The sequence below is a fragment of the Xanthobacteraceae bacterium genome, from assembly GCA_019454205.1.
Lineage (GTDB): Bacteria > Pseudomonadota > Alphaproteobacteria > Rhizobiales > Xanthobacteraceae.
The window spans coordinates 133,782-153,572 of record CP075369.1 but is presented as its reverse complement, the minus strand read 5'-3'; the positions used below and the strand labels follow the sequence as shown (position 1 = coordinate 153,572).

Genomic DNA, 19,791 nt, shown 5'->3' with positions numbered 1-19,791 from the left:
CGAAACTCATGTTTGGGATCAGGTTCGAAAGCGTGAAGGCAAGCGTGGCGACGCGCGGCCTGCGCAAACTTATCGTCCGCTTCGGCAAGCGCAACGACGGCGCGGCGGCGGTCGAATTCGCCATTGTCGTGGTTCCGTTCTTCGCGCTGATGTTCGCGATCATCGAGCTTGCGCTGGTGTTCTGGGCAGGTCAGGTGCTCGAAACCGCGGTGAACGACACCAGCCGCCTGATCATGACCGGACAGGCGCAGAAGCAGAATTTCGATCAGGCCCGCTTCAAAACCGAGCTATGCAACCGCGTGCTCGGCCTGTTCAGTTGCGGTTCGGCGATGATGATCGACGTGCGCACATCCGGCGCATTCGCGAGCGCGAACCTCAACAAGCCGACCTACAAGCCGGACGGCTCGATCGACAACAGCGGCTTCCAGTATAATGCGGGCGGTCCCGGCGATATCGTCATCGTGCGCGTCATGTACGAGTGGCCGCTCATTCTTCGCACCTTCGGACTCGATCTCGCCGATACGCCGAGCGGCAAGCGGCTGATCATGTCGGCGGTCGCATTCCGCAACGAGCCGTATCAATGATCGCGTTGGCCAAGCTCCTTTCCGGATTCCGCGCGAAGCTGGCGCGCTTCCGGCGCGACGACCGCGGCATCTCCGCGGTCGAGTTCGCGATGATTCTGCCGTTCATGGCGATTCTCTATCTCGGCGGCACCGCGCTGACGCAGGGCATCATCATCAAGCGCAAGGTCGTGCTGGTCGCACATACGGTAGGCGACCTCGTTGCACGCGATAACCAGATCACCAACGCGGAAGTGACCGCGATCATGGACGCGGCAAAGGCCGTGTTCGCGCCCTACACCTGGAACGGCGGCCTGTTGAAGATCAAGATCACCAGCGTCAACATCAATGGTGCAGGCGTTGCGACCGTCGGCTGGAGCGAGGCGCTGCAGGATACGGCACGCGCGGTCGGCTCCACGGTCACCCTGCCGGCCGGATTGAATGCCGCGAATACTTCGATCATCTGGGCGGAAGTTGGCTACGCCTATACGCCGGTGATCGGCGGCGCCTTCACCGGCGGCACCGTCAACATGTTCGATCAGCTCTATATCCGTCCGCGTCTGGTGACGACGATCGTCCGCAGCGCGAACTGATCAGATTTTCTGGTTGTATTCGCCGACTTCCGGATGCGTGCGCAGCACGGCGTCAACGGCGGCGAACATTTCCTTCATCCGCGCTTCGGACGCCGGACTTTCGATCACGACAACCAGTTCCGGCTTGTTCGACGACGCGCGCACAAGGCCCCAGGTGCCGTCCTCGACGGTGACGCGCACGCCGTTGACGGTGACGAGATCGCGGATCGCCTGACCGGCGACCTTTTCGCCTTTCGCCTTCGCGGCCTCGAAGTGCTTCACCACCTTGTCGACGATGCCGTATTTCTTTTCATCGTCGCAATGCGGCGACATGGTCGGCGACTGCCAGGTGCGCGGCAGCGCGAGGCGCAAGTCCGACATTTTCTTATCGGGATTGCGGTCGAGCATCTCGCAAACCGCGATGGCGGAGAGCAGGCCGTCGTCATAGCCGCGGCCGAACGGCGCGCCGAAGAAGAAATGGCCTGACTTCTCGAAACCGGCGACCGCCTTCAATTCGCTGGAGCGGCGCTTGATGTAGGAGTGGCCGGTCTTCCAGAAATCGACCTTCACGCCGTTCGCTTTCAGCACCGGATCGGTGAGCCAGAGGCCGGTCGACTTCACGTCCACGATGAACTGGCCGCCCTTGCCGCCCGCCGACATATCGCGCGCCAGCATGACACCGACCTTGTCGGCAAAAATCTCCTCGCCGTGATCGTCCACCACGCCGCAACGGTCGCCGTCGCCATCAAAGGCGAGGCCCACATCGGCCTTGTGCGCGAGCACGGCATCGCGCACCGCGTGCAGCATCTTCAGGTCTTCGGGGTTCGGATTGTATTTCGGGAAAGTGTGGTCGAGTCCGGTATCGAGCGGGACGACTTCGCAGCCGATGGCTTCCAACACTTTCGGCGCAAACGCGCCCGCGGTGCCGTTGCCGCAAGCGGCGATGACTTTCAGTTTCCGCTTCAGCTTCGGGCGGCTGGCGAGGTCCGCCATGTAGCGCTCGGCAAAGCCCGGAATGAATTTGAACGAGCCGCCGTCCTTCGTTTTCGATTTTCCTTCGAGCACGATTTCCTTCAGGCGGCCCATCTCGTCGGGTCCGAAGGTCAGCGGGCGTGCCGCGCCCATCTTCACGCCGGTCCAGCCGTTGTCATTGTGCGAGGCCGTCACCATCGCGACGCAGGGGCAATCCAGCTCGAACTGCGCAAAATACGCCATCGGCGAAAGCGCGAGGCCCACATCGTGGACGCGCATGCCGCCCGCCATCAGGCCCGAGGTCAGCGCCGCCTTCACCGACATCGAGTAGCCGCGAAAGTCGTGGCCGACCACGATGTCGGGCCGCACGCCGAGTTCGTGAAACAGCGTCGCCATGCCGAGGCCCAGCGCCTGAATGCCAATGAGGTTGATTTCTTTTTCCAGCAGCCAGCGCGCGTCGTACTCGCGAAAGCCGGTCGGCTTCACGAGCGGGGTCGTTTCATATTCGTAGGTGTTCGGCGCGATCGCCGCTTTCGGCTTGGGAAACATGGAAATTCCGTGCTGGCACAATCCGGCGGGCGCCGGGCGGAAAGCGATCTAGCACGAAAGCAGGCGGAATTGGGTACGGCCCACGGCCGCCTAGCGTTCCAGTTCGAGGACGCCGCGCTTGATCTCGAAGCGGGCCAAACGCCGCAGGAAACTCATGCCGAGCAGGTTATGGCCGAGCGCGCCTTCGTCGAGGACCATCGCATCCACGTTCTCCAGCCGGATCGAGCCGATCCGTACCGAGCGAAGCGTGATGCGCTTGGCACGGGCCGCGCCGTTCGCGGTATTCACCTGAATGTCGAAGCGGTCGCCGGGCACGATCAGGCCGAGCGCGCGGGCGTCCTCATAGCGAAGCGCGATCAGCGTCGCGCCGGTATCGACGAGAGCCTTGAAGCGGCGGCCGTTGAAATCGACGTCGGTGGTGTAGTGCCCGCCGTAATCGGAACGGATGCGCACGATGCCGCCGGCATCGTTGTCCTTCTCCTTCGTGGGCGTGTCGACGCGAAGCGGCTCGGTGACGTTACCTTGCTGGAAAGCGACGAAGGCATCGCGCCCGCGGCGCATGAGATCCTGTGCCACGTCCGGTGCGTAGACGGACAGCATCACGAAGCCCACGAAAACAAGAACGAGAAAGCGAAACATGGCGAGTCCCGGCGGCGCGCGAGAATGGCGCGGAAAGCATGAGAGGCCCGTTAACGCAGATCAGGTGGGCATGATCGCGGCATTTTCAATAAGTTTTTAAGTTCCGCGCGGCTTCGCGCGCCGGGTGGGTGCTGCCGATGAAGGATCGTCCGGCCAGACGTGCTTCGGATAGCGCCCGCGCATTTCCTTTTTCACGTCCGCCCACGAGCCGCGCCAGAACGCTGGCAGGTCGCGCGTCACCTGGATCGGACGTCCGGCGGGCGACAGAAGTGAAAGCACCAGCGGAATTTTCCCCGCTGCAACGGAGGGGTGTTTCGACAGCCCGAACAACTCCTGAACCTTCACCGAAATCGTGGGGCCGGCTCCCGCAGCGTAGTCGATGGCAAGCTCCGAACCGGTCGGCGCGGTGAAACGGTCGGGCGCTTCCATTTCGAGACGGCGCGCGAGATCGGGGGCGAGCAGCGCGCGCAGGGCTTGCGAAACATCGTCGGCGGAAATCTGCGCGAGCGAAGTTTTTCCGGGCAGGAAAGGCGCGAGCCAGCTTTCCGCATTCACGGTCAGCCACGCATCCGAAAGGTCCGGCCATTCTTCGCCTTCCGCCGCGCGCAGGAAGCGCACGCGCTCCAGCCAACGGCTCGTGTTGGCGGAGAACGGAAGAAGATGCATGCCGAGCGAGGCGATACCGTTTGCCAACGCAGCCGCCGAAGTTTCGTCCGCGCGAACGGAAAGCGGGCGTTCGCTCAGGACGAGCGCGCCATATTTCCGCGCCGCACGCCCACGCACCGCGCGCGCCTGCGGATCGAACACGGCTTCTTCCGTCTGCGTGATTTTATCCGGGAAACGTGCAGCCACTTCCGCTTCGCTTATGCGCGCCGCCAACAAGATACGGCCCTCCTGCGCGGCACCGGCAAGCTCCGCGACCGCCAGATATGCCTCGCGCGAAAGCGCGCTGGTCTGCTCCAGCTTCGCGCCGCGTCCATTTGCCAGCAGGAACGCGCCGCCGCGTTCCGCGCGCGCCTTTGCGATGCGATCCGGGTAAGCGAGCGCGAGCAGAGCGCCGGCATGAGCGGGCGGTGTTTCGCGGATTTTTCCGCCCGCGGACTCTGCCCATCGCTTCGCGAGATTGCGCGCTTCCTCACCGCGCCGGGACTTATCGCGGCGGAACTCGGAGATGCGGTGCGCGAGGTCGGGGTCGTTGCCGCCGAGGCCGCGCTCGGAAACCACCGCCGCGATCTCGGAAGCGAGCAGCGCATTATCCTCATCCGCCGCCGCGACGATCATGGCGGCGAGACGCGGATGCAGCGGCAACTTCGCAAGCTTGCGGCCAAGCGCGGTGATCGCACCGCTCGCGTCGATTGCGCCGAGAGCGAGAAGCAGCGTCTTCGCTTCGTTGATCGCAGCAGCAGGCGGAGCATCGAGCCATGTCAGCGACGCCGGATCGCGCACGCCCCATTGCGCGAGGTCGAGAACCAGACTGGTGAGATCGGCCGCGAGAATCTCCGGCGGCGCGAACGGCAAAAGGCTTCGCGTCTGCTCCTCGTCCCACAGACGATAGCAAACGCCGGGTTCGGTGCGACCCGCGCGGCCGCGCCGCTGGTCCGCGGAAGCGCGCGACACGCGCACGGTTTCCAGCCTTGTCAGGCCGAGTCCCGGCTCGAAGCGCGGCACACGCGCGAGGCCGGAATCGACCACAACACGCACGCCTTTAATCGTGATCGACGTCTCCGCGATCGAGGTCGCGAGCACGATCTTGCGGCGGCCCGGCGGCGAAGGCTCGATGGCCTTATCCTGCACGCCGCTGTCCAGCGCGCCGTAAAGCGGCACGATGTCGGTGCTGCTGTCGCGGATACGCTCGGCGAGAAAATCCGCCGCGCGGCGGATTTCGCCTACGCCCGGAAGGAAAGCGAGGATCGAGCCTTCCTCGTTGCCTGCTATCCGCGCGAGCGCGTCCGCCATTTCCTGATGAATGGGCGTGCGCACGTCGCGGCCAAGATATTTCGTCTCGACCGGATAGGCGCGGCCTTCGCTTTCGATGACCGGTGCCGCTCCGAGCAGCTTCGCGACCCGCGCGCCATCAAGCGTCGCGGACATGACGAGAATCCGCAAATCTTCGCGCAGGCCGCGCTGGGCATCGAGCGCCAGCGCGAGGCCCAGATCGGCATCGAGCGAGCGCTCGTGGAATTCATCGAACACGACAGCCGCAATCCCCTTCAGTTCGGGATCGTCGAGCACAAGGCGCGTGAACACGCCTTCGGTAATCATCTCTATCCTTGTCTTCGCGCCGACCTTCGAACCGAAGCGCACGCGCAGGCCGACCATCTCGCCGAGGCGCTCGCCGATCGAGTTCGCCATGAACGACGCGGCGGCACGGGCCGCGATGCGCCGCGGTTCCAGAACGAGAATCTTTCCGCCCTTCACCCACGGGTCGTTCAGCAATGCGAGCGGCACGCGGGTGGTCTTGCCGGCGCCGGGCGGCGCTACCAGCACGGCCGCATTGCGCGTGCGCAAGACGTCTTTCAGCGCGGGCAGCGCCTCATCGACCGGAAAGGCCGCGTTGCTCGGTTCTCGTGGTGAATTCATTCTTAATGCGTTCGCTAAAATCCTTCGCGAAATAGCCGCTCGACCGGGCGCGGTCAAAAGCACGAAATCCGGCCCTTTGCTTGCACCAGAAGTTAAGCGGCGGCGGCTAGTGTCCCGATCGGGCACAGTACGCGCGTTTGCGCGGAGACAGCATATGGAAGCGATCGCGAAATACGAGAAGCCGCGGGTCGACTGGGTCGATTACGCCAAGGGCTTCTGCATCGTCATGGTGGTGATGATGCACTCCACGCTCGGCGTCGAGGCCGCTGCCGGACGCGAGAGCTGGATGCATTACCTCGTCGCTTTCGCGAAGCCGTTCCGCATGCCCGACTTCTTCCTGATCTCCGGCCTGTTCCTCGCGCGGGTGATCGACCGAAACTGGCGCGACTACCTCGACAAGAAGGTCGTGCACTTTCTCTATTTCTACCTGCTCTGGGTGACGATCCAGTTCGCATTCAAGGCGCCGGGCTTTCTTGCGCAGGGCGGCGTCGCGCATGTCGCGCAGCAATATGCGCTCGCTTTCGCCGAGCCGTTCGGCACGCTGTGGTTCATCTATATCCTGCCGGTGTTTTTCGTGGTGACGAAGCTGACCCGGCGCGTGCCGCCGGTCGCGATCTTCGCCATTGCCGCCGCACTCGAAATCGCGCCGATCCATACCGGCTGGATCATGATCGACGAATTCGCGGGACGCTTCGTCTATTTCTTCGCGGGCTACTGGCTCGCTTCACACGTCTTCTCGTTCGCGCGCGGCGTGCAGGACAATCCTGCGGTCGCGCTGGCTTCGCTCGCGGCATGGGGCACGATGAACGGCGTGCTGGTGTTCGCGGGCTATGGCGATCTGCCCTTCGTCTCGCTGATCCTCGGCTTTCTCGGCGCCGGCGCAATCGTTACGATGGCTGCACTGCTCGCGAAAGTGAACTGGCTCTCCGTGCTGCGCTACGCGGGCGAAAACTCCATCGTGGTCTATCTCGCGTTCTTCCTGCCGATGGCGGCGACGCGAACGGTGCTACTCAAGACCGGCATTGTCCCCGACCTCGGCACTGTCGCATTACTCGTGACTGCGATGGGCGTCGTCGTGCCGCTCGTCTTCCACGCGCTCATCCGCGGAACGAAACTCGATTTCCTGTTCGTGCGCCCTGCCGCGTTCCATATCGGCGGCACGCGGAAGGCGCGGTTGCAGCCCGCAGAATAAGCCCTTTTCAGCTGGGCGAACTGTCCCCATCTAAGGGGGCGGTTGCGCTTGCCGTGCCCGCCTCGCTTCGGCATCGTGGCCGCTCTCGCGAGGTTCCATGTCCGAAATCCGTCCTCTCAAGAAGGGCGACCGCGTTTTTCTGATCGACGGTTCGTCTTTCATCTTCCGCGCCTATTTTGCGATGTTCAAGGCTGCGCAGTCGCGCGGCAAAGCGTTCACGCGCTCGGACGGATTGCCGGTCGGCGCGATCATGACGTTCTCGTCGATGATGTGGAAGCTGATGCGCGAGGGCATCGACGGCAAGAAGCCGACGCATGTCGGCTGCGTGTTCGATGCTTCGGGCGAAGGTTTCCGCAACGAAATCTACCCCGAATATAAAGCGAACCGCGAAGACCCGCCGGAAGACCTGATCCCGCAATTTCCGCTGATGCGCGACGCGGTGAAAGCTTTCGGCCTCAAGCCCATCGAGGAAAAGGGATACGAGGCAGACGACCTGATCGCCGCCTATTCGCGCGAGGCGCGCGAGAAAGGCGCGGAAGTCCTCATCATCGCGGGCGACAAGGATTTGATGCAGCTCGTCCGCAAGGGCGTCACCATGTACGACCCGATGCCGGGCAACGAGCGCAAGATCGGCGAGAAGGAAGTCGAGGAGAAATTCGGCGTCGAGCCGGCGCGCGTACCGGACGTGCAGGCGCTCTGCGGCGACGCGACCGACAACGTGCCGGGCGTGCCGGGCATCGGCATCAAGACCGCGGCGCTTCTCATCCAGGAATACGGCGATCTCGAAACGCTTTTGAAGAACGCCGAGAAGATCAAACAGGACAAGCGCCGCCAGACCCTGATCGACAACGCAGAGCTTGCGCGTATCTCCAAGAAGCTGGTGCTGCTCGACGACCACGCGCCGTTGAAAATTCCGCTCGAACAGCTTGGCTTCGATGGCGGCGACCCGGCGAAGGTCGTCGCGTTTCTCAAGGCGATGGAATTCACTAGGCTGACGGAGAGTGTCGCGAAAGCCGCTGGCATCGACCCCAATACGGTGGAAGCCGATCCTAAACTTTCGGCAGGCGCCGCTATTGCAACGAGCACAAACGCGCAAAAAGAAGCGGCCCCTTCCGGCGGCAAGAAAACAGCAGCGCAAAGCGGCGAACTCACGCCGCGCGCGCTGTTCGCACAGCGCGAAGCTGCGCTGAGAAAAATCCCGTTCGACCACAAGAAATACGAAACCGTCACCACGTCCGCGCAACTCGATACCTGGATCGCGCGCGCCTACGAGGCGGGTTATGTCGCGGTGGATACCGAGACCACCTCGCTCGATGCGATGCAGGCCGACCTTTGCGGCGTGTCGCTTTCCGTCACGCCGGGCGAGGCCTGCTACATTCCGCTCGGCCATAGCGGCGGAGGCGAAGGCCTGTTCGACGACGGATTGCTGCCAGGCCAGCTTCCACTCGCGGAAACCTGCGCAAAGCTGAAGAAGCTGCTGGAGGACAAGACCGTCCTCAAGATTGGACAGAACCTGAAGTACGACTCGCTGGTGCTGTCGCGGCAGAACATCCGCATTACGCCGTACGACGATACGATGCTGATCTCCTACGCGCTGGATGCCGGCCGCTCCGGCGGCGGGCACGGCATGGACAATCTCTCGCTCAAATTTCTCGGCCACAAGCCGATCGCGTTCGAAGAAGTCGCGGGCAAGGGCAAAAGCGCGATCAGCTTCAACCGCGTCCCCATCGACAAGGCCACCGCCTATGCGGCAGAGGACGCCGACGTGACGCTGCGGCTATGGCTTTACCTGAAAGCGCGGCTCACCGCGGAAAGCATGACCAACGTCTACGAGACGCTGGAGCGCCCGCTGGTGCAGGTGCTGGCCGACATGGAGAAGCGCGGCATCGCCATCGACCGGCAGTTGCTCTCGCGCCTTTCCGGCGATTTCGCGCAGGCGACCGCGCGGCTGGAGAACGAAATCTCGAAAATCGCGGGCGAGGAATTCAACCCCGGCAGCCCGAAGCAACTCGGCGACATCCTGTTCGGCAAGATGAAACTTCCCGGCGGCACCAAGACCGCGACCGGCGCGTGGTCCACCAGCGCGAAGGTGCTCGAAGACCTTGCGGAAGAAGGCCACGAACTGCCGAAGAAGATTCTCGAATGGCGGCAGCTTTCCAAGCTGAAATCGACCTACACCGATGCGCTGCCGGAATTCGTGAACCCGGAAACGCGGCGCGTTCATACCTCTTATGCGCTCGCGGCGACGCCGACCGGCCGCCTCGCCTCCTCCGATCCGAACCTGCAAAATATTCCCGTGCGCACCGAGGAAGGGCGCAAGATCCGCAAGGCCTTCGTCGCGGAGAAAGGAAACCAGCTCGTCTCCGCCGACTACTCGCAGATCGAGCTGCGCCTGCTCGCGGAAATCGGCGACGTACCGCAACTGAAGAAAGCGTTCCGGGACGGCCTCGACATTCACGCCATGACCGCGTCCGAAATGTTCGGCGTGCCGGTGAAGGACATGCCCGGCGAAGTGCGCCGCCGCGCGAAAGCGATCAACTTCGGCATCATCTACGGCATTTCCGCGTTCGGGCTTGCGAACCAGCTCGGCATCGGCCGCGAGGAAGCGGGCGCCTACATCAAGAAATATTTCGAGCGCTTCCCCGGCATCCAGGACTACATGGAAGAGACCAAGAAATTCGCGCGCGAGAACGGCTATGTGACGACGCTGTTCGGGCGAAAGGTCCACTATCCGGGCATCAAGGATCAGAACCCTTCGGTGCGCGGCTTCAACGAGCGCGCGGCGATCAACGCGCGGCTGCAAGGCACTGCCGCCGACATCATCCGCCGCGCGATGGTGCGCATGGACGGCGCGCTATCGCGCGCCAAAGTCGATGCGAAGATGCTCTTGCAGGTCCACGACGAACTGATCTTCGAGGTCGCCGAGAAGGACGTGAAGAAGACGCTGCCGGTCGTGACCAAGATCATGGAAGAAGCGCCGCTGCCGGCGGTCGCGCTGTCGATTCCGCTGTTGGTGGACGCGCGCGCGGCAAGCAACTGGGAAGAAGCGCACTAGACTTGCTATAGCGTTGTTATGAACGAAGCGCTGCTATCTTCCCTCTGGGCGTTCGCACTCGCGTCGCTCATCATCGAGCTGATTCCGGGACCGAACCAGACCTACCTCGCGGCACTTACGCTGAACCACGGCATGCGGGCGGGTTTCGCTGCGGTCGCGGGCATTGCGCTGGGGCTTTCGATCTACGGCATTGCCGCTGCGCTCGGTGTTGCCACGCTGATCAACGAATCTCCGCTGCTGTATCAGGTGCTGCGCTGGGCGGGCGTATTCTATTTCCTCTGGCTCGCATGGGAGAGCTGGCACGACGAGCCGGACGGCGACACGAAAGCGGAGCGCGACGAACGGATGCACGAGTCTTTCCGGCGCGGGCTGATCACCAACCTGCTTAACCCAAAGGCCGCGATCTTCTACGTCAGCGTGCTGCCCGGCTTCATCGTGCCGGGCGCCGCGTCCGTCTTCGTGCAGACGGCACTGCTGTCCGCGGTCTTCGTTTCGGTCGCGACGTTCACGCACATCGCCGTCGTCCTGCTCGCGGGACGGCTTTACAGATTTCTCGACGACCCGCGCTGGCGCGTGCCGGTGCGCCGCGGACTGGCGTTGATTCTGGTCGGGGTTGCGATCTGGTTCCTGCTCACGACAAAGCGCTAGGCTTTCGGTACTCCACGCTTCGCAGCCTTGTTGATGAAAGCAGGTCCGGCGTTGGCGCTGCCCGCCGCTGGTGATAGCAATTCCCGATGCAACAGCCCGCCATTACGCTTCCCGATTCCAAAACCGCCCGCGCGCGGCTGCAGGAGATCATCACCGCGCGCTCTTTCGGGCGCGGCGAGATCACCCTCGCTTCCGGCCGCAAGAGTGACTTCTATTTCAACATGAAGCCGACCATGCTCGACCCCGAAGGCGCGGCGCTGCTCGCGCAACTCGCGCTCGACGCGCTGGCCGCCGAGAAGATCGACGCGATCGGCGGACTGGAAATGGGCGCGGTGCCGATCTCCGGCGCGGTCGCGGCATTAAGCTGGATTTCCGGCAAGCCGCTCCCGAATTTCTTCGTCCGCAAGAAGCCGAAGGAACACGGCGCAAAATTGCTGGTCGAGGGGCTGGTGAAGGGCGAAAGCCTCGCCGGCAAGCGCGTGGCCATTATCGAAGACGTAACCACGACCGGCGAATCCGCCCTGAAAGCCGCCCAGGCCGCCGTGGATTCCGGAGCCACGGTGACCCTCGTGCTCTCCATCGTGGACCGGCAGGAGGGTGCAACCGAGACGTTTCAGGGGGCAAAACTGCCGTTTCGCGCACTATTTACCGCAAACGAATTCTTGAACCGCTAAAGCCTAGCCAAAAGAACGAAGCTGCGTTTTATAGGCGGTGCAACCAAAACGTTGCACCGGTGTTATAAATCAGGCTGCGCCGCGTTTTATAAGAACCGGCGAGCAGCCGTGCAGGGAGCAGGCAGTGGCAATCGGTAGATTGGCGTATTCGTGGACGCGAGCGGCCCTGCTCGTTGCGTTCGCGCTGGCGCCGGGCGCAATCGCCCTCCCCGAAACCGCTTCCGGCCAGACCTTCTACACAATCCGCGGCGGCCCGCGGGACGCGCCGCCACCGCCGTTCGCGCGGCAGGAGCGCTACAGCAACCCGTTTTCCGATTTCTTCGGCCTGTTCCGCAATCGCGACGCCGATCGCGAGGACGAGGAAAAGAACAAATCCACGTTCGGCAATTATTGCGTGCGCACCTGCGACGGGAAATTCTTCCCCGTGAATCGCGGACAGCGGAACGACGTGCAGTATTCCCAGATCTGCAACGCCATGTGTCCCGCCGCGGCGACCAAGATTTTCTCAGGCGCGGGAATCGAGAACGCCGTCGCCACCGATGGCCAGAAATATATGTCGTTGCCGAATGCGCTGGCGTATCGCACGCGCATCGTACCGGGCTGCACCTGCAACGGGCGCGATCCGTTCGGGGTGGTGTCGGTCGACCTTGAGAACGACCCGACCTTGCGTCCGGGCGACATCGTGGTCCGCCCGCAGGGCATCGCGGTCTATCAGGGCGATATTTCCAGGAACAAGGAAGTGCACTTCACGCCGTTCCGGCAGGCACGCGGACTTTCTCCGGCGCTGGTCAAGCAACTCGCCGCGATCCGCATTCTGCAAAACAATCCGCACGCGCCGCGCACGATGACGATCATCGCGCGGCCCACTTCGCCGGAAGCGCTGGAAAAGATCGTGGCGCCCGAACAGCAACAAAAGAACGTGCCGACTGCGGGGACCAACCCGCAGCCGCAAGTCAAGCAGCGCTAATCGCTGTTTCGCTTATTCCGCCGCGAGGCGGACGGCAGGCGCTGCCTCGCGCACGTTCGCGTCCACATGCGCCTCGAATTTCTGGAAGTTCTTCTGGAACATGCCGACGAGGCTGCGCGCGGTCTCGTCGAACTCGGCCTTGTTAGCCCAGGTCTTCGACGGATAGAGCAGATGCGGCTCGACGCCCGGCACCGAGTTCGGCACGGAGAAGCCGAAATACGGATCGGTGTGGAAGTCCGCGTTCTTCAGAGAGCCGTTCAGCGCGGCAGTGACCAGCGCACGGGTCGCCTTGATCGGCATGCGGCGGCCGACGCCGTACTTGCCGCCGGTCCAACCGGAGTTCACCAGCCAGCAATCGACGTTGTGCTTGGCGATGTATTCCTTGAGCAGCTTGGCATATTCCGACGGATGCAGCGGCAGGAACGGCGAGCCGAAGCAGGTCGAGAACTCCGGCTCGACGCCGGTGAGGCCCTTCTCGGTGCCTGCAACCTTCGCGGTGTACCCGGAAAGGAAGTGATACATCGCCTGCTCGGACGAGAGCTTGGCGATCGGCGGCATCACGCCATAGGCGTCCGCCGTCAACATGATGATGTTCTTCGGATGCGCGGCACGGCCGGTGCGCGACGCATTCGCGATGAAGTCGAGCGGATAGGCCGAGCGGGTGTTCTCGGTCTTGGAAATGTCGGTGTAGTCGGGAACGCGCGTGAACGGGTCGTAACCGACGTTTTCGAGGATCGCGCCGAAGCGGTTGGTCGCGTCCCAGATCATCGGCTCGTTTTCGTGGCTGAGGTTCACGCACTTCGCGTAGCAGCCGCCTTCGAAATTGAAGATGCCGTCCGGACCCCAACCGGTTTCGTCGTCGCCGATCAGCGTGCGGTTCGGGTCGGCCGAGAGCGTGGTCTTGCCGGTGCCGGAGAGACCGAAGAACAGCGCGCTTTCCTTGCCGTCGTTCGAGACGTTGGCCGAGCAGTGCATCGGCATCACGCCCTGCCGCGGCAGGTAGAAGTTCAGCGTCGTGAACACCGACTTCTTCATTTCGCCCGCGTAGGACGAACCGCAGATCAGGACGATTTTACGGGTGAAGTCGATCGCGACCATCGTGTCGGAGCCTTCGCGGCCGCCATGGCGCTTCGCGTCGGGCTTGAACGAGGGGAAATCGAGAATGGTGAGTTCGGGCACGAAGCTTTCGAGTTCGGCGATTTCGGGCCGGATCAGCAGCGTGCGAATGAAATGAGAGTGCCAGGCAAGCTCGGTATAGACGCGGGTCTTGATGCGGTACTGCGGATGAGCGCCGCCGTAGAGATCCTGCGCGAAGAGTTCCTTACCTTTGGCGTGTTCGATGAAGTCGTTGAGGAGGTTGTCGAAGTGCTCTTTCGAGACTTTCCTATTGTTGTCCCACCAGACGGTTTTTTCGGTGAGTTCGTCGACGACCGTATGTTTGTCTTTCGGCGAGCGGCCGGTGTGATGACCGGTTTCCGCGCACAGCGCGCCGCCGTCCATGATCTCCGCTTCGCCACGCTTCAGCGCGTGTTCGTAAAGCGCCGGTGTCTGGAGATTCCAGTTCACCTGTTTCAAACCCGAAAAGCCGAATTTATCGGCGCCGAAAGCGCCGTTCCGGATGCCCGTTTCTTGCACTGACTTCCTCCCGACCGGCGTCCGTTCCGCGAACTGCCGGATATCGCAACAACTTTCCTTCAACAGGGGCGCTAACGGGCCAAAAGGCCGGTCCCCGCGTCCGTCCTGCGGAAAGCGGCGGCACCATAGTGACCACCTCCCCCCTTGTGAAGTACGTATGACACCGGGTTGCGCATCAAATGACGGCACGAACCGTTACAAAGGTAAACGCCAGGCCGCATTAGCGCTGACAGCGCTGCCAAAACCCTCCAATCTGACCAAAATGTAAGAATCCGCAGGGGTTACAGACAGGTCGGTAAACCGCTAGGTTGTGACCGGGGCTGCGGTTGCGTCGTCACATTTCGGCCTTGCCATAATTGTTTGACCGGCGCGTCGTTGATTTTTCTACCGATTCCGGGACGTGGGTCCGGACAGGAGATCGCATGCCGACCATCGCACTCGTTGACGATGACCGTAACATCCTGACTTCCGTTTCGATCGCGCTCGAAGCCGAAGGCTACCGGATTCTCACCTTCACCGACGGCGCGTCGGCGATCGAAGGCTTCAAATCCAGCCCGCCGGATCTCGCGATCCTCGATATCAAAATGCCGCGCATGGATGGCATGGAGCTGCTGCGCCGTCTCCGCCAGAAGTCCGACCTGCCGGTGATCTTCCTCACCTCGAAGGACGAGGAGATCGACGAATTGTTCGGCCTGAAAATGGGCGCGGACGATTTCATCCGCAAACCTTTCTCGCAGCGCCTGCTGGTCGAGCGCGTGAAGGCGGTGCTTCGCCGCTTCATCCCGAAAGACCAGATGCCGCAGAAGGAAGTGGATTCCGCCAAGGTACTCGAGCGCGGCCAGCTCAAGATGGATCCCGAGCGCCATACCTGCACCTGGAAGGGCGATCCCGTCACGCTGACCGTCACCGAATTCCTGATCCTGCAAGCGCTTGCGCAACGCCCCGGCGTCGTCAAAAGCCGCAACGCGCTGATGGATGCGGCCTACGACGATCAGGTCTATGTTGACGACCGCACCATCGACAGTCACATCAAGCGGCTACGCAAGAAGTTCAAGGCGGTGGACGACGATTTCGAGATGATCGAAACGTTGTACGGCGTCGGCTACCGCTTCAAGGAAGCGTAACAACGCGCGGCCCTCGCCGCGCCGGTCCGACCCATGAAGGCGAACGTCGAGCAGCCCGTCTCCATGCCGGAAGAAAAACCGGCGAAGCGCGCCGGTTTCTTCAACCGCATTCGCCGCTTTCTGAATTATCAGGGCTTCTCCAGCCTGCGGCGGCGCATCGTACTGCTCAATCTCGCCGGGCTGGCGACACTGGTCGCAGGGATTCTCTATCTCTCGGAATACCGCGCGGGCCTCGTCGATGCGCGCATCAACAGCCTGCTCGCGCAGGGCGAAATCATCGCGATCTCGATTGCGAGTACCGCGCCCGCCGAGATCAATACCGCGCCGATCGACCCAGAGCGTCTGCTCGAATTGCAGGCGGGCGAAACCTACGGCCCAGCCGACGATCCGAACGCGCTCGAATTCCCGCTGAACCCGGAGCGCATCTCGCACCTGCTCCGCCGCCTGATCTCGCCGATCAACACCCATGCGCGGCTGTACGACCGCGACGGTTCGCTGCTGCTCGACTCGCGTAACCTCAATATCTCCGGCGAGATCCTGCGCTTCGACTTGCCCGCGGCACAGGAGCAGCCGCGCGTGAACGCAATCCGCCGCGCATGGCGGCGCGCGCGCCTGTGGTTCCGCTCCGGCGGCCTGCCGCTCTACAAGGACATCGGCGCCGCGAACGGCAAGGAATATCCGGAAGTAGCGCGGGCACTGAACGGTTTCACCGGCGAGAGCGCGGTGCGCGTCAACCAGCGCGGCGAAGTGATCGTGTCGGTCGCGATCCCCGTGCAGCGATTCAGAAACGTGCTCGGCGTGCTGATGCTCTACACGCAGAGCGGCGAAATCGACAGCGCGGTGGAAGCCGAACGCCTCGTCATCGTGCGCGTGTTCCTGATCGCGGCCGCGGTCATGATCGTGCTCTCCTTCCTGCTCGCCGGCACCATCGCTGGCCCGATGCGGCGGCTCGCGGAAGCGGCCGAGCGCGTGCGCCGGCGCACCCGCTCGCGCGTCGAAATTCCCGACATGGGGGGACGCGCCGACGAAATCGGCCATCTGTCCGGCGCGCTGCGCGACATGACGGACTCTCTCTATAATCGCATCGAGGCAATCGAGAGCTTTGCAGCCGACGTCGCGCACGAACTCAAGAACCCGCTCACCTCGCTGCGCTCCGCCATCGAAACGCTGCCGCTCGCAAAGAACGAAGAATCGCGCCAGCGGCTGCTGGCCGTCATCCAGCACGACATCAAGCGGCTCGACCGGCTGATCAGCGATATTTCCGACGCTTCGCGGCTCGACGCCGACCTGCAACGCCACGAAGCGATGCCGGTGGATGTCCGCAAGATGCTGACCGCGATCACAACGCTCACCAACGAAGTGCCGCGCGACGACGGCGTGACCGTCGCGCTCGCCTTCGAGCCGGAAAATATCTCCGCCGAAAAGTTGACCATCCCCGGCAACGACTCGCGGCTCGGCCAGGTCATCACCAACCTCGTCGAGAACGCGCGCTCGTTTTCGCCGCAGAACGGCACGGTGAAAATCACCGCGCGCGCGCTGAAAGGCGAAGTCGAAATCACGGTCGAGGACGAAGGCCCCGGCATCCGGCCCGACGCACTCACGCGCATCTTCGAGCGCTTCTATACCGACCGTCCCGAACACAGCTTCGGCAAGAACTCCGGCCTCGGTCTCTCCATCTCGCGCCAGATCGTCGAGGCGCATGGCGGGCGCATCTGGGCGGAGAACCGGCTTGCGCCTCCTGCGAGGCCCGGCGAAGCGCCGCACATTGCAGGCGCGCGCTTCGTAATTCGCCTGCCCGCGTCGGCATGATGCTTGCGACATCATGATTGCAGGAAGCAAAAGCGTACATGCAACGGCGATCCTCGCCGGGCCGCGCGCAATACTCGTTCGCGGACCGTCCGGCGCGGGGAAATCAAAACTCGCATGGTCGCTACTGCAGGCGGCAAAGGACGGGCGGCTTCTGTTCGCGAAACTGATCGCCGACGACCGCGTGCAACTGACCGCCATGCACGGAAAACTGATCGCGGCGGCGCCGGCCAGCCTCGCAGGCAAGATCGAATTGCGCGGCAAGGGGATCGAGCAGGTCGAGCATGAGCCGTTCGGCGTAGTCGGCCTTGTGATCGACCTGGGCGTCGAGGACGCAGACCGCATGCCTGAACCAGAAATGGCAACGGTCGAGATTCTGGGTGTCAGATTGCCGCGCCGTGCCATTCCGGCGGGCGCCGACCCCCTTCCGATACTAATGAACGCGCTGGAACAGGCGGGTTGAACGCTCCCGCTTGCATTCCGCAGTGCACCTAAGGAATATGCGCGTCCCGCGTGGTACGCGGAGGAGCCGGGATGCGTAACCCACCCGGCGGAGCCTGATGATCGGTCTCGTCCTTGTCACTCATGGCCGGCTTGCCGCGGAATTCCGCGCAGCGCTGGAGCATGTCGTCGGCCCGCAGAAGCAGATCGAGAGCATCTCGATCGGCCCGGACGACGATATCGACGGCTGCCGCCAGCAAATCGTGGATGCCGTCCGCAAGGTGGATAGCGGCGGCGGCGTCGTGATCCTAACCGACATGTTCGGCGGCACGCCTTCCAACCTGGCGATCTCGGTGATGAATACGCCAAACGTGGAAGTCGTCGCCGGCATCAACCTGCCGATGCTCGTCAAGCTCGCGAAGATTCGCGACGACGTTCCGCTCGCGCAGGCGGTCGCCCACGCGCAGGACGCCGGCCGCAAATACATCAACATCGCGAGCCGCGTGCTCGCGGGAACAGGCAAATGACCGTGGCGGACACAGGCATCCCCGAAGACGAATGCATGCCGAACGGTCCGATCCCTGCCGGCGCAATCGCGCGCGAATTTCCGGTCATCAACAAGCGCGGCCTGCACGCGCGCGCTTCGGCGAAGTTCGTGCAACTGGTCGAGAAGTTCGACGCCAAGGTGCAGGTCACGCGCTGCGGCGAGACGGTGAACGGCGACTCGATCATGGGCCTGATGATGCTGGCCGCCAGCCCCGGCACCACCATCCGCGTCGCCGCGACCGGCGCGCAGGCGAAGGAAGTCGTCGACGCGCTGGAAAACCTGCTCGCCACGAAGTTCGGCGAGGAAGAGTAGCGGCAGGCACGCAAGCGCCAACCCGCACGTCAATTCTGCAACTTGGTTCCGCACGCCGCCATGAAAAGCGAAGCAATGGTTGCGGCGTCGATCTTGCCGTTCCATCCGGCTTCCGGCGCCAGCGCATAGCGCGAAACCAGATAGCCAAGATTGAGACTGAAGAACGCGCCTGCCAGTGCGCGCGGGCTTTGCGTCTTACCGATCTCGCCGGAACGCTGCATTTTATGCAGGTGCGCCGATAGCGGCACGAATACCTGCTCCATCCATTTCGCGCCGTAGCGCTTGCGGAAGGCGTTATCGCGCAGCAATTCGCCGAACAGGATTTTATAGCTTTCACGCGACGCTTCCGCGGCCGTGATGCGTTCGAGCAGAAAGTCGCGATGCCACGCGGCAAACTCGGCAGCCGAAAATGGCTTGCTGTCGGCGACCCGCCGGAAAGCGGTGTCGCGCATGAACGACAGCGAGACCTGCTCGATCACTTCCTGGATCAGCGCATCCTTGCTGCCGAAATGCTTGAACAGGGTGCGCTCGGTGGTGTCCGCGAGTGCCGCGATCTCGCGCGTGGTGGCGCTATCGGCTCCATGCCGGGCGATCAGGCGGCGCGCCGCATGCACGATCGCGGCGCGTTTCTCCGGCGAGGGCTTCCGGCCCGGCTTCGCGGTTGCATACGGCTTTTTGGGTTTTCCCGCTTCCGGCATGGCCTCACCCTTTCGTATAGCGACCGCTTTACAATACAGACAGGCAGATGTATAGCCGCACCGATAAGTATAGCGAACGCTATTCTAATGGAGACGCACATGACCGCCGTCAAAGCCGCCTACCCGTTCGCGGCAATCGAGGCCGAAGACCTGACCACGACCTATCCGCCGCGCTATTGCGGGCTGCCGACACCGTTGCGCCTGCCATTTCCGCTGAAACCCGTTTCCTCCGCCGATACCGGCGTCGAGATCATGGCCGACGGCCGCACCAAATACTGGATCAGGCACGACATCGTGCGCGGCGTGACGCCCCGCATGCTGGACTGGTGGTTCCGCAATCTCGAAGGCGAAATCGAGTTCGGCGGGCGGCGCTATAACCGCTACCGGTTCTGGCATCCGGGCGACCATGTGCATGCCAGCTACGCCAAACGTCTGCCGGACGGCACGGTGGGCGCAGGCGCGCAAATCCGGCTGATCGAAGTGCTCGGCCGCAATCCGAAGTTCGTCGTCAATACGACCACGCATATCGAGCGCCTCGACGAAGGCGGCTACATCCATAACCCCGAACTGCATGGGCGCACCGGCTTCGCGCGCATGGAATACACCTTCGAATCCGCGCCGGGTGGCACGCGCTATGAGAACTGCCTCATCATCGGCAGCACTGCGGGCTGGTATCCGCTGGTTCGCCCGCTGGTGCATCGCTTCGCGTTCACGCGCGCGCAGGGCGTCGCGTGGCTGCGCCATAACATCGAAGAAGTCGGCATGTTCGAGAACTTCCTTCCGCAACTCTACCGACAGGAAACCGGGCGTAGCGCGTGAT

General features: G+C 63.1%; 18 protein-coding genes. 13 read left to right on the top strand and 5 right to left on the bottom strand.

From position 1 onward, the window contains the following. Positions 1 to 8: 8 nt before the first annotated feature. Together KF794_00685 and KF794_00680 are read left to right on the top strand one after the other, a co-directional pair. A complete protein-coding gene (locus KF794_00685; protein QYK45270.1) occupies positions 9 to 584 on the top strand; it encodes a pilus assembly protein in 576 nt (191 codons plus the stop codon). Beyond that, positions 581 to 1,153 carry a pilus assembly protein gene (locus tag KF794_00680; GenBank protein ID QYK45269.1) on the top strand — a complete coding sequence of 191 codons (573 nt, stop codon included), beginning with the start codon at positions 581 to 583 and terminating at the stop codon, positions 1,151 to 1,153. Before KF794_00685 ends, KF794_00680 begins: the two co-directional genes overlap by 4 nt. On the opposite strand, the gene KF794_00675 is transcribed toward KF794_00680, so the two are convergent. The 3 genes from KF794_00675 to hrpB all read right to left on the bottom strand — a co-directional run bounded on the left by KF794_00675 (position 1,154) and on the right by hrpB (position 5,872). Beyond that, positions 1,154 to 2,653 carry a phosphomannomutase/phosphoglucomutase gene (locus KF794_00675; protein ID QYK45268.1) on the bottom strand — a complete coding sequence of 500 codons (1,500 nt, stop codon included), beginning with the start codon at positions 2,651 to 2,653 and terminating at the stop codon, positions 1,154 to 1,156. A 90-nt stretch (positions 2,654 to 2,743) separates the two neighbouring features. Beyond that, positions 2,744 to 3,292, bottom strand: a complete 549-nt coding sequence (locus KF794_00670) for a TIGR02281 family clan AA aspartic protease (protein ID QYK45267.1) — start codon at positions 3,290 to 3,292, stop codon at positions 2,744 to 2,746. 96 nt (positions 3,293 to 3,388) lie between these two features. Continuing rightward, positions 3,389 to 5,872: an ATP-dependent helicase HrpB gene (gene hrpB, locus KF794_00665; GenBank protein ID QYK45266.1), complete on the bottom strand. Its 2,484-nt coding sequence runs from the start codon at positions 5,870 to 5,872 to the stop codon at positions 3,389 to 3,391. 154 nt (positions 5,873 to 6,026) lie between these two features. On the opposite strand from hrpB, the gene KF794_00660 reads away from it, so the two are divergent. The 5 genes from KF794_00660 to KF794_00640 all read left to right on the top strand — a co-directional run bounded on the left by KF794_00660 (position 6,027) and on the right by KF794_00640 (position 12,408). Continuing rightward, positions 6,027 to 7,064: an acyltransferase family protein gene (locus tag KF794_00660; GenBank protein ID QYK45265.1), complete on the top strand. Its 1,038-nt coding sequence runs from the start codon at positions 6,027 to 6,029 to the stop codon at positions 7,062 to 7,064. 97 nt (positions 7,065 to 7,161) lie between these two features. After that, positions 7,162 to 10,119, top strand: coding sequence for a DNA polymerase I (polA, locus tag KF794_00655; protein QYK45264.1), 2,958 nt, complete (start codon positions 7,162 to 7,164; stop codon positions 10,117 to 10,119). 18 nt (positions 10,120 to 10,137) lie between these two features. Then, positions 10,138 to 10,767 carry a LysE family translocator gene (locus tag KF794_00650; protein ID QYK45263.1) on the top strand — a complete coding sequence of 210 codons (630 nt, stop codon included), beginning with the start codon at positions 10,138 to 10,140 and terminating at the stop codon, positions 10,765 to 10,767. A gap of 86 nt (positions 10,768 to 10,853) precedes the next feature. Next, the gene (locus KF794_00645) at positions 10,854 to 11,441 is read left to right on the top strand and encodes an orotate phosphoribosyltransferase (protein ID QYK45262.1); all 588 of its coding nucleotides are present in this window, start codon (positions 10,854 to 10,856) and stop codon (positions 11,439 to 11,441) included. 124 nt (positions 11,442 to 11,565) lie between these two features. Further along, entirely contained in the window at positions 11,566 to 12,408 is an 843-nt protein-coding gene (locus tag KF794_00640) for a DUF2865 domain-containing protein (GenBank protein ID QYK45261.1), read from the top strand. A gap of 12 nt (positions 12,409 to 12,420) precedes the next feature. On the opposite strand, the gene KF794_00635 is transcribed toward KF794_00640, so the two are convergent. Beyond that, on the bottom strand, positions 12,421 to 14,043 hold the full coding sequence (locus tag KF794_00635) for a phosphoenolpyruvate carboxykinase (GenBank protein ID QYK45260.1): 1,623 nt from the start codon (positions 14,041 to 14,043) through the stop codon (positions 12,421 to 12,423). 422 nt (positions 14,044 to 14,465) lie between these two features. Between KF794_00635 and KF794_00630 the strand changes: the two genes are divergently transcribed. From KF794_00630 to KF794_00610, 5 genes are all read left to right on the top strand, one after another. Further along, positions 14,466 to 15,167 carry a response regulator transcription factor gene (locus tag KF794_00630; GenBank protein ID QYK45259.1) on the top strand — a complete coding sequence of 234 codons (702 nt, stop codon included), beginning with the start codon at positions 14,466 to 14,468 and terminating at the stop codon, positions 15,165 to 15,167. A gap of 33 nt (positions 15,168 to 15,200) precedes the next feature. After that, complete coding sequence (locus tag KF794_00625; GenBank protein ID QYK45258.1) at positions 15,201 to 16,976, top strand: sensor histidine kinase; 1,776 nt, start codon at positions 15,201 to 15,203, stop codon at positions 16,974 to 16,976. A 13-nt stretch (positions 16,977 to 16,989) separates the two neighbouring features. Beyond that, positions 16,990 to 17,436, top strand: a complete 447-nt coding sequence (locus KF794_00620) for an HPr kinase/phosphatase C-terminal domain-containing protein (protein ID QYK45257.1) — start codon at positions 16,990 to 16,992, stop codon at positions 17,434 to 17,436. A gap of 97 nt (positions 17,437 to 17,533) precedes the next feature. Next, positions 17,534 to 17,941: a PTS sugar transporter subunit IIA gene (locus tag KF794_00615; protein ID QYK45256.1), complete on the top strand. Its 408-nt coding sequence runs from the start codon at positions 17,534 to 17,536 to the stop codon at positions 17,939 to 17,941. A 35-nt stretch (positions 17,942 to 17,976) separates the two neighbouring features. Then, entirely contained in the window at positions 17,977 to 18,273 is a 297-nt protein-coding gene (locus KF794_00610; GenBank protein ID QYK46529.1) for an HPr family phosphocarrier protein, read from the top strand. Positions 18,274 to 18,302: 29 nt separating this feature from the next. Here the strand turns inward: KF794_00610 and KF794_00605 are convergent, their stop codons facing one another. Then, on the bottom strand, positions 18,303 to 18,971 hold the full coding sequence (locus KF794_00605; protein QYK45255.1) for a TetR/AcrR family transcriptional regulator: 669 nt from the start codon (positions 18,969 to 18,971) through the stop codon (positions 18,303 to 18,305). A 99-nt stretch (positions 18,972 to 19,070) separates the two neighbouring features. On the opposite strand from KF794_00605, the gene KF794_00600 reads away from it, so the two are divergent. Next, a complete protein-coding gene (locus tag KF794_00600; protein ID QYK45254.1) occupies positions 19,071 to 19,790 on the top strand; it encodes a hypothetical protein in 720 nt (239 codons plus the stop codon). The last annotated feature ends 1 nt before the right edge of the window (position 19,791 follow it).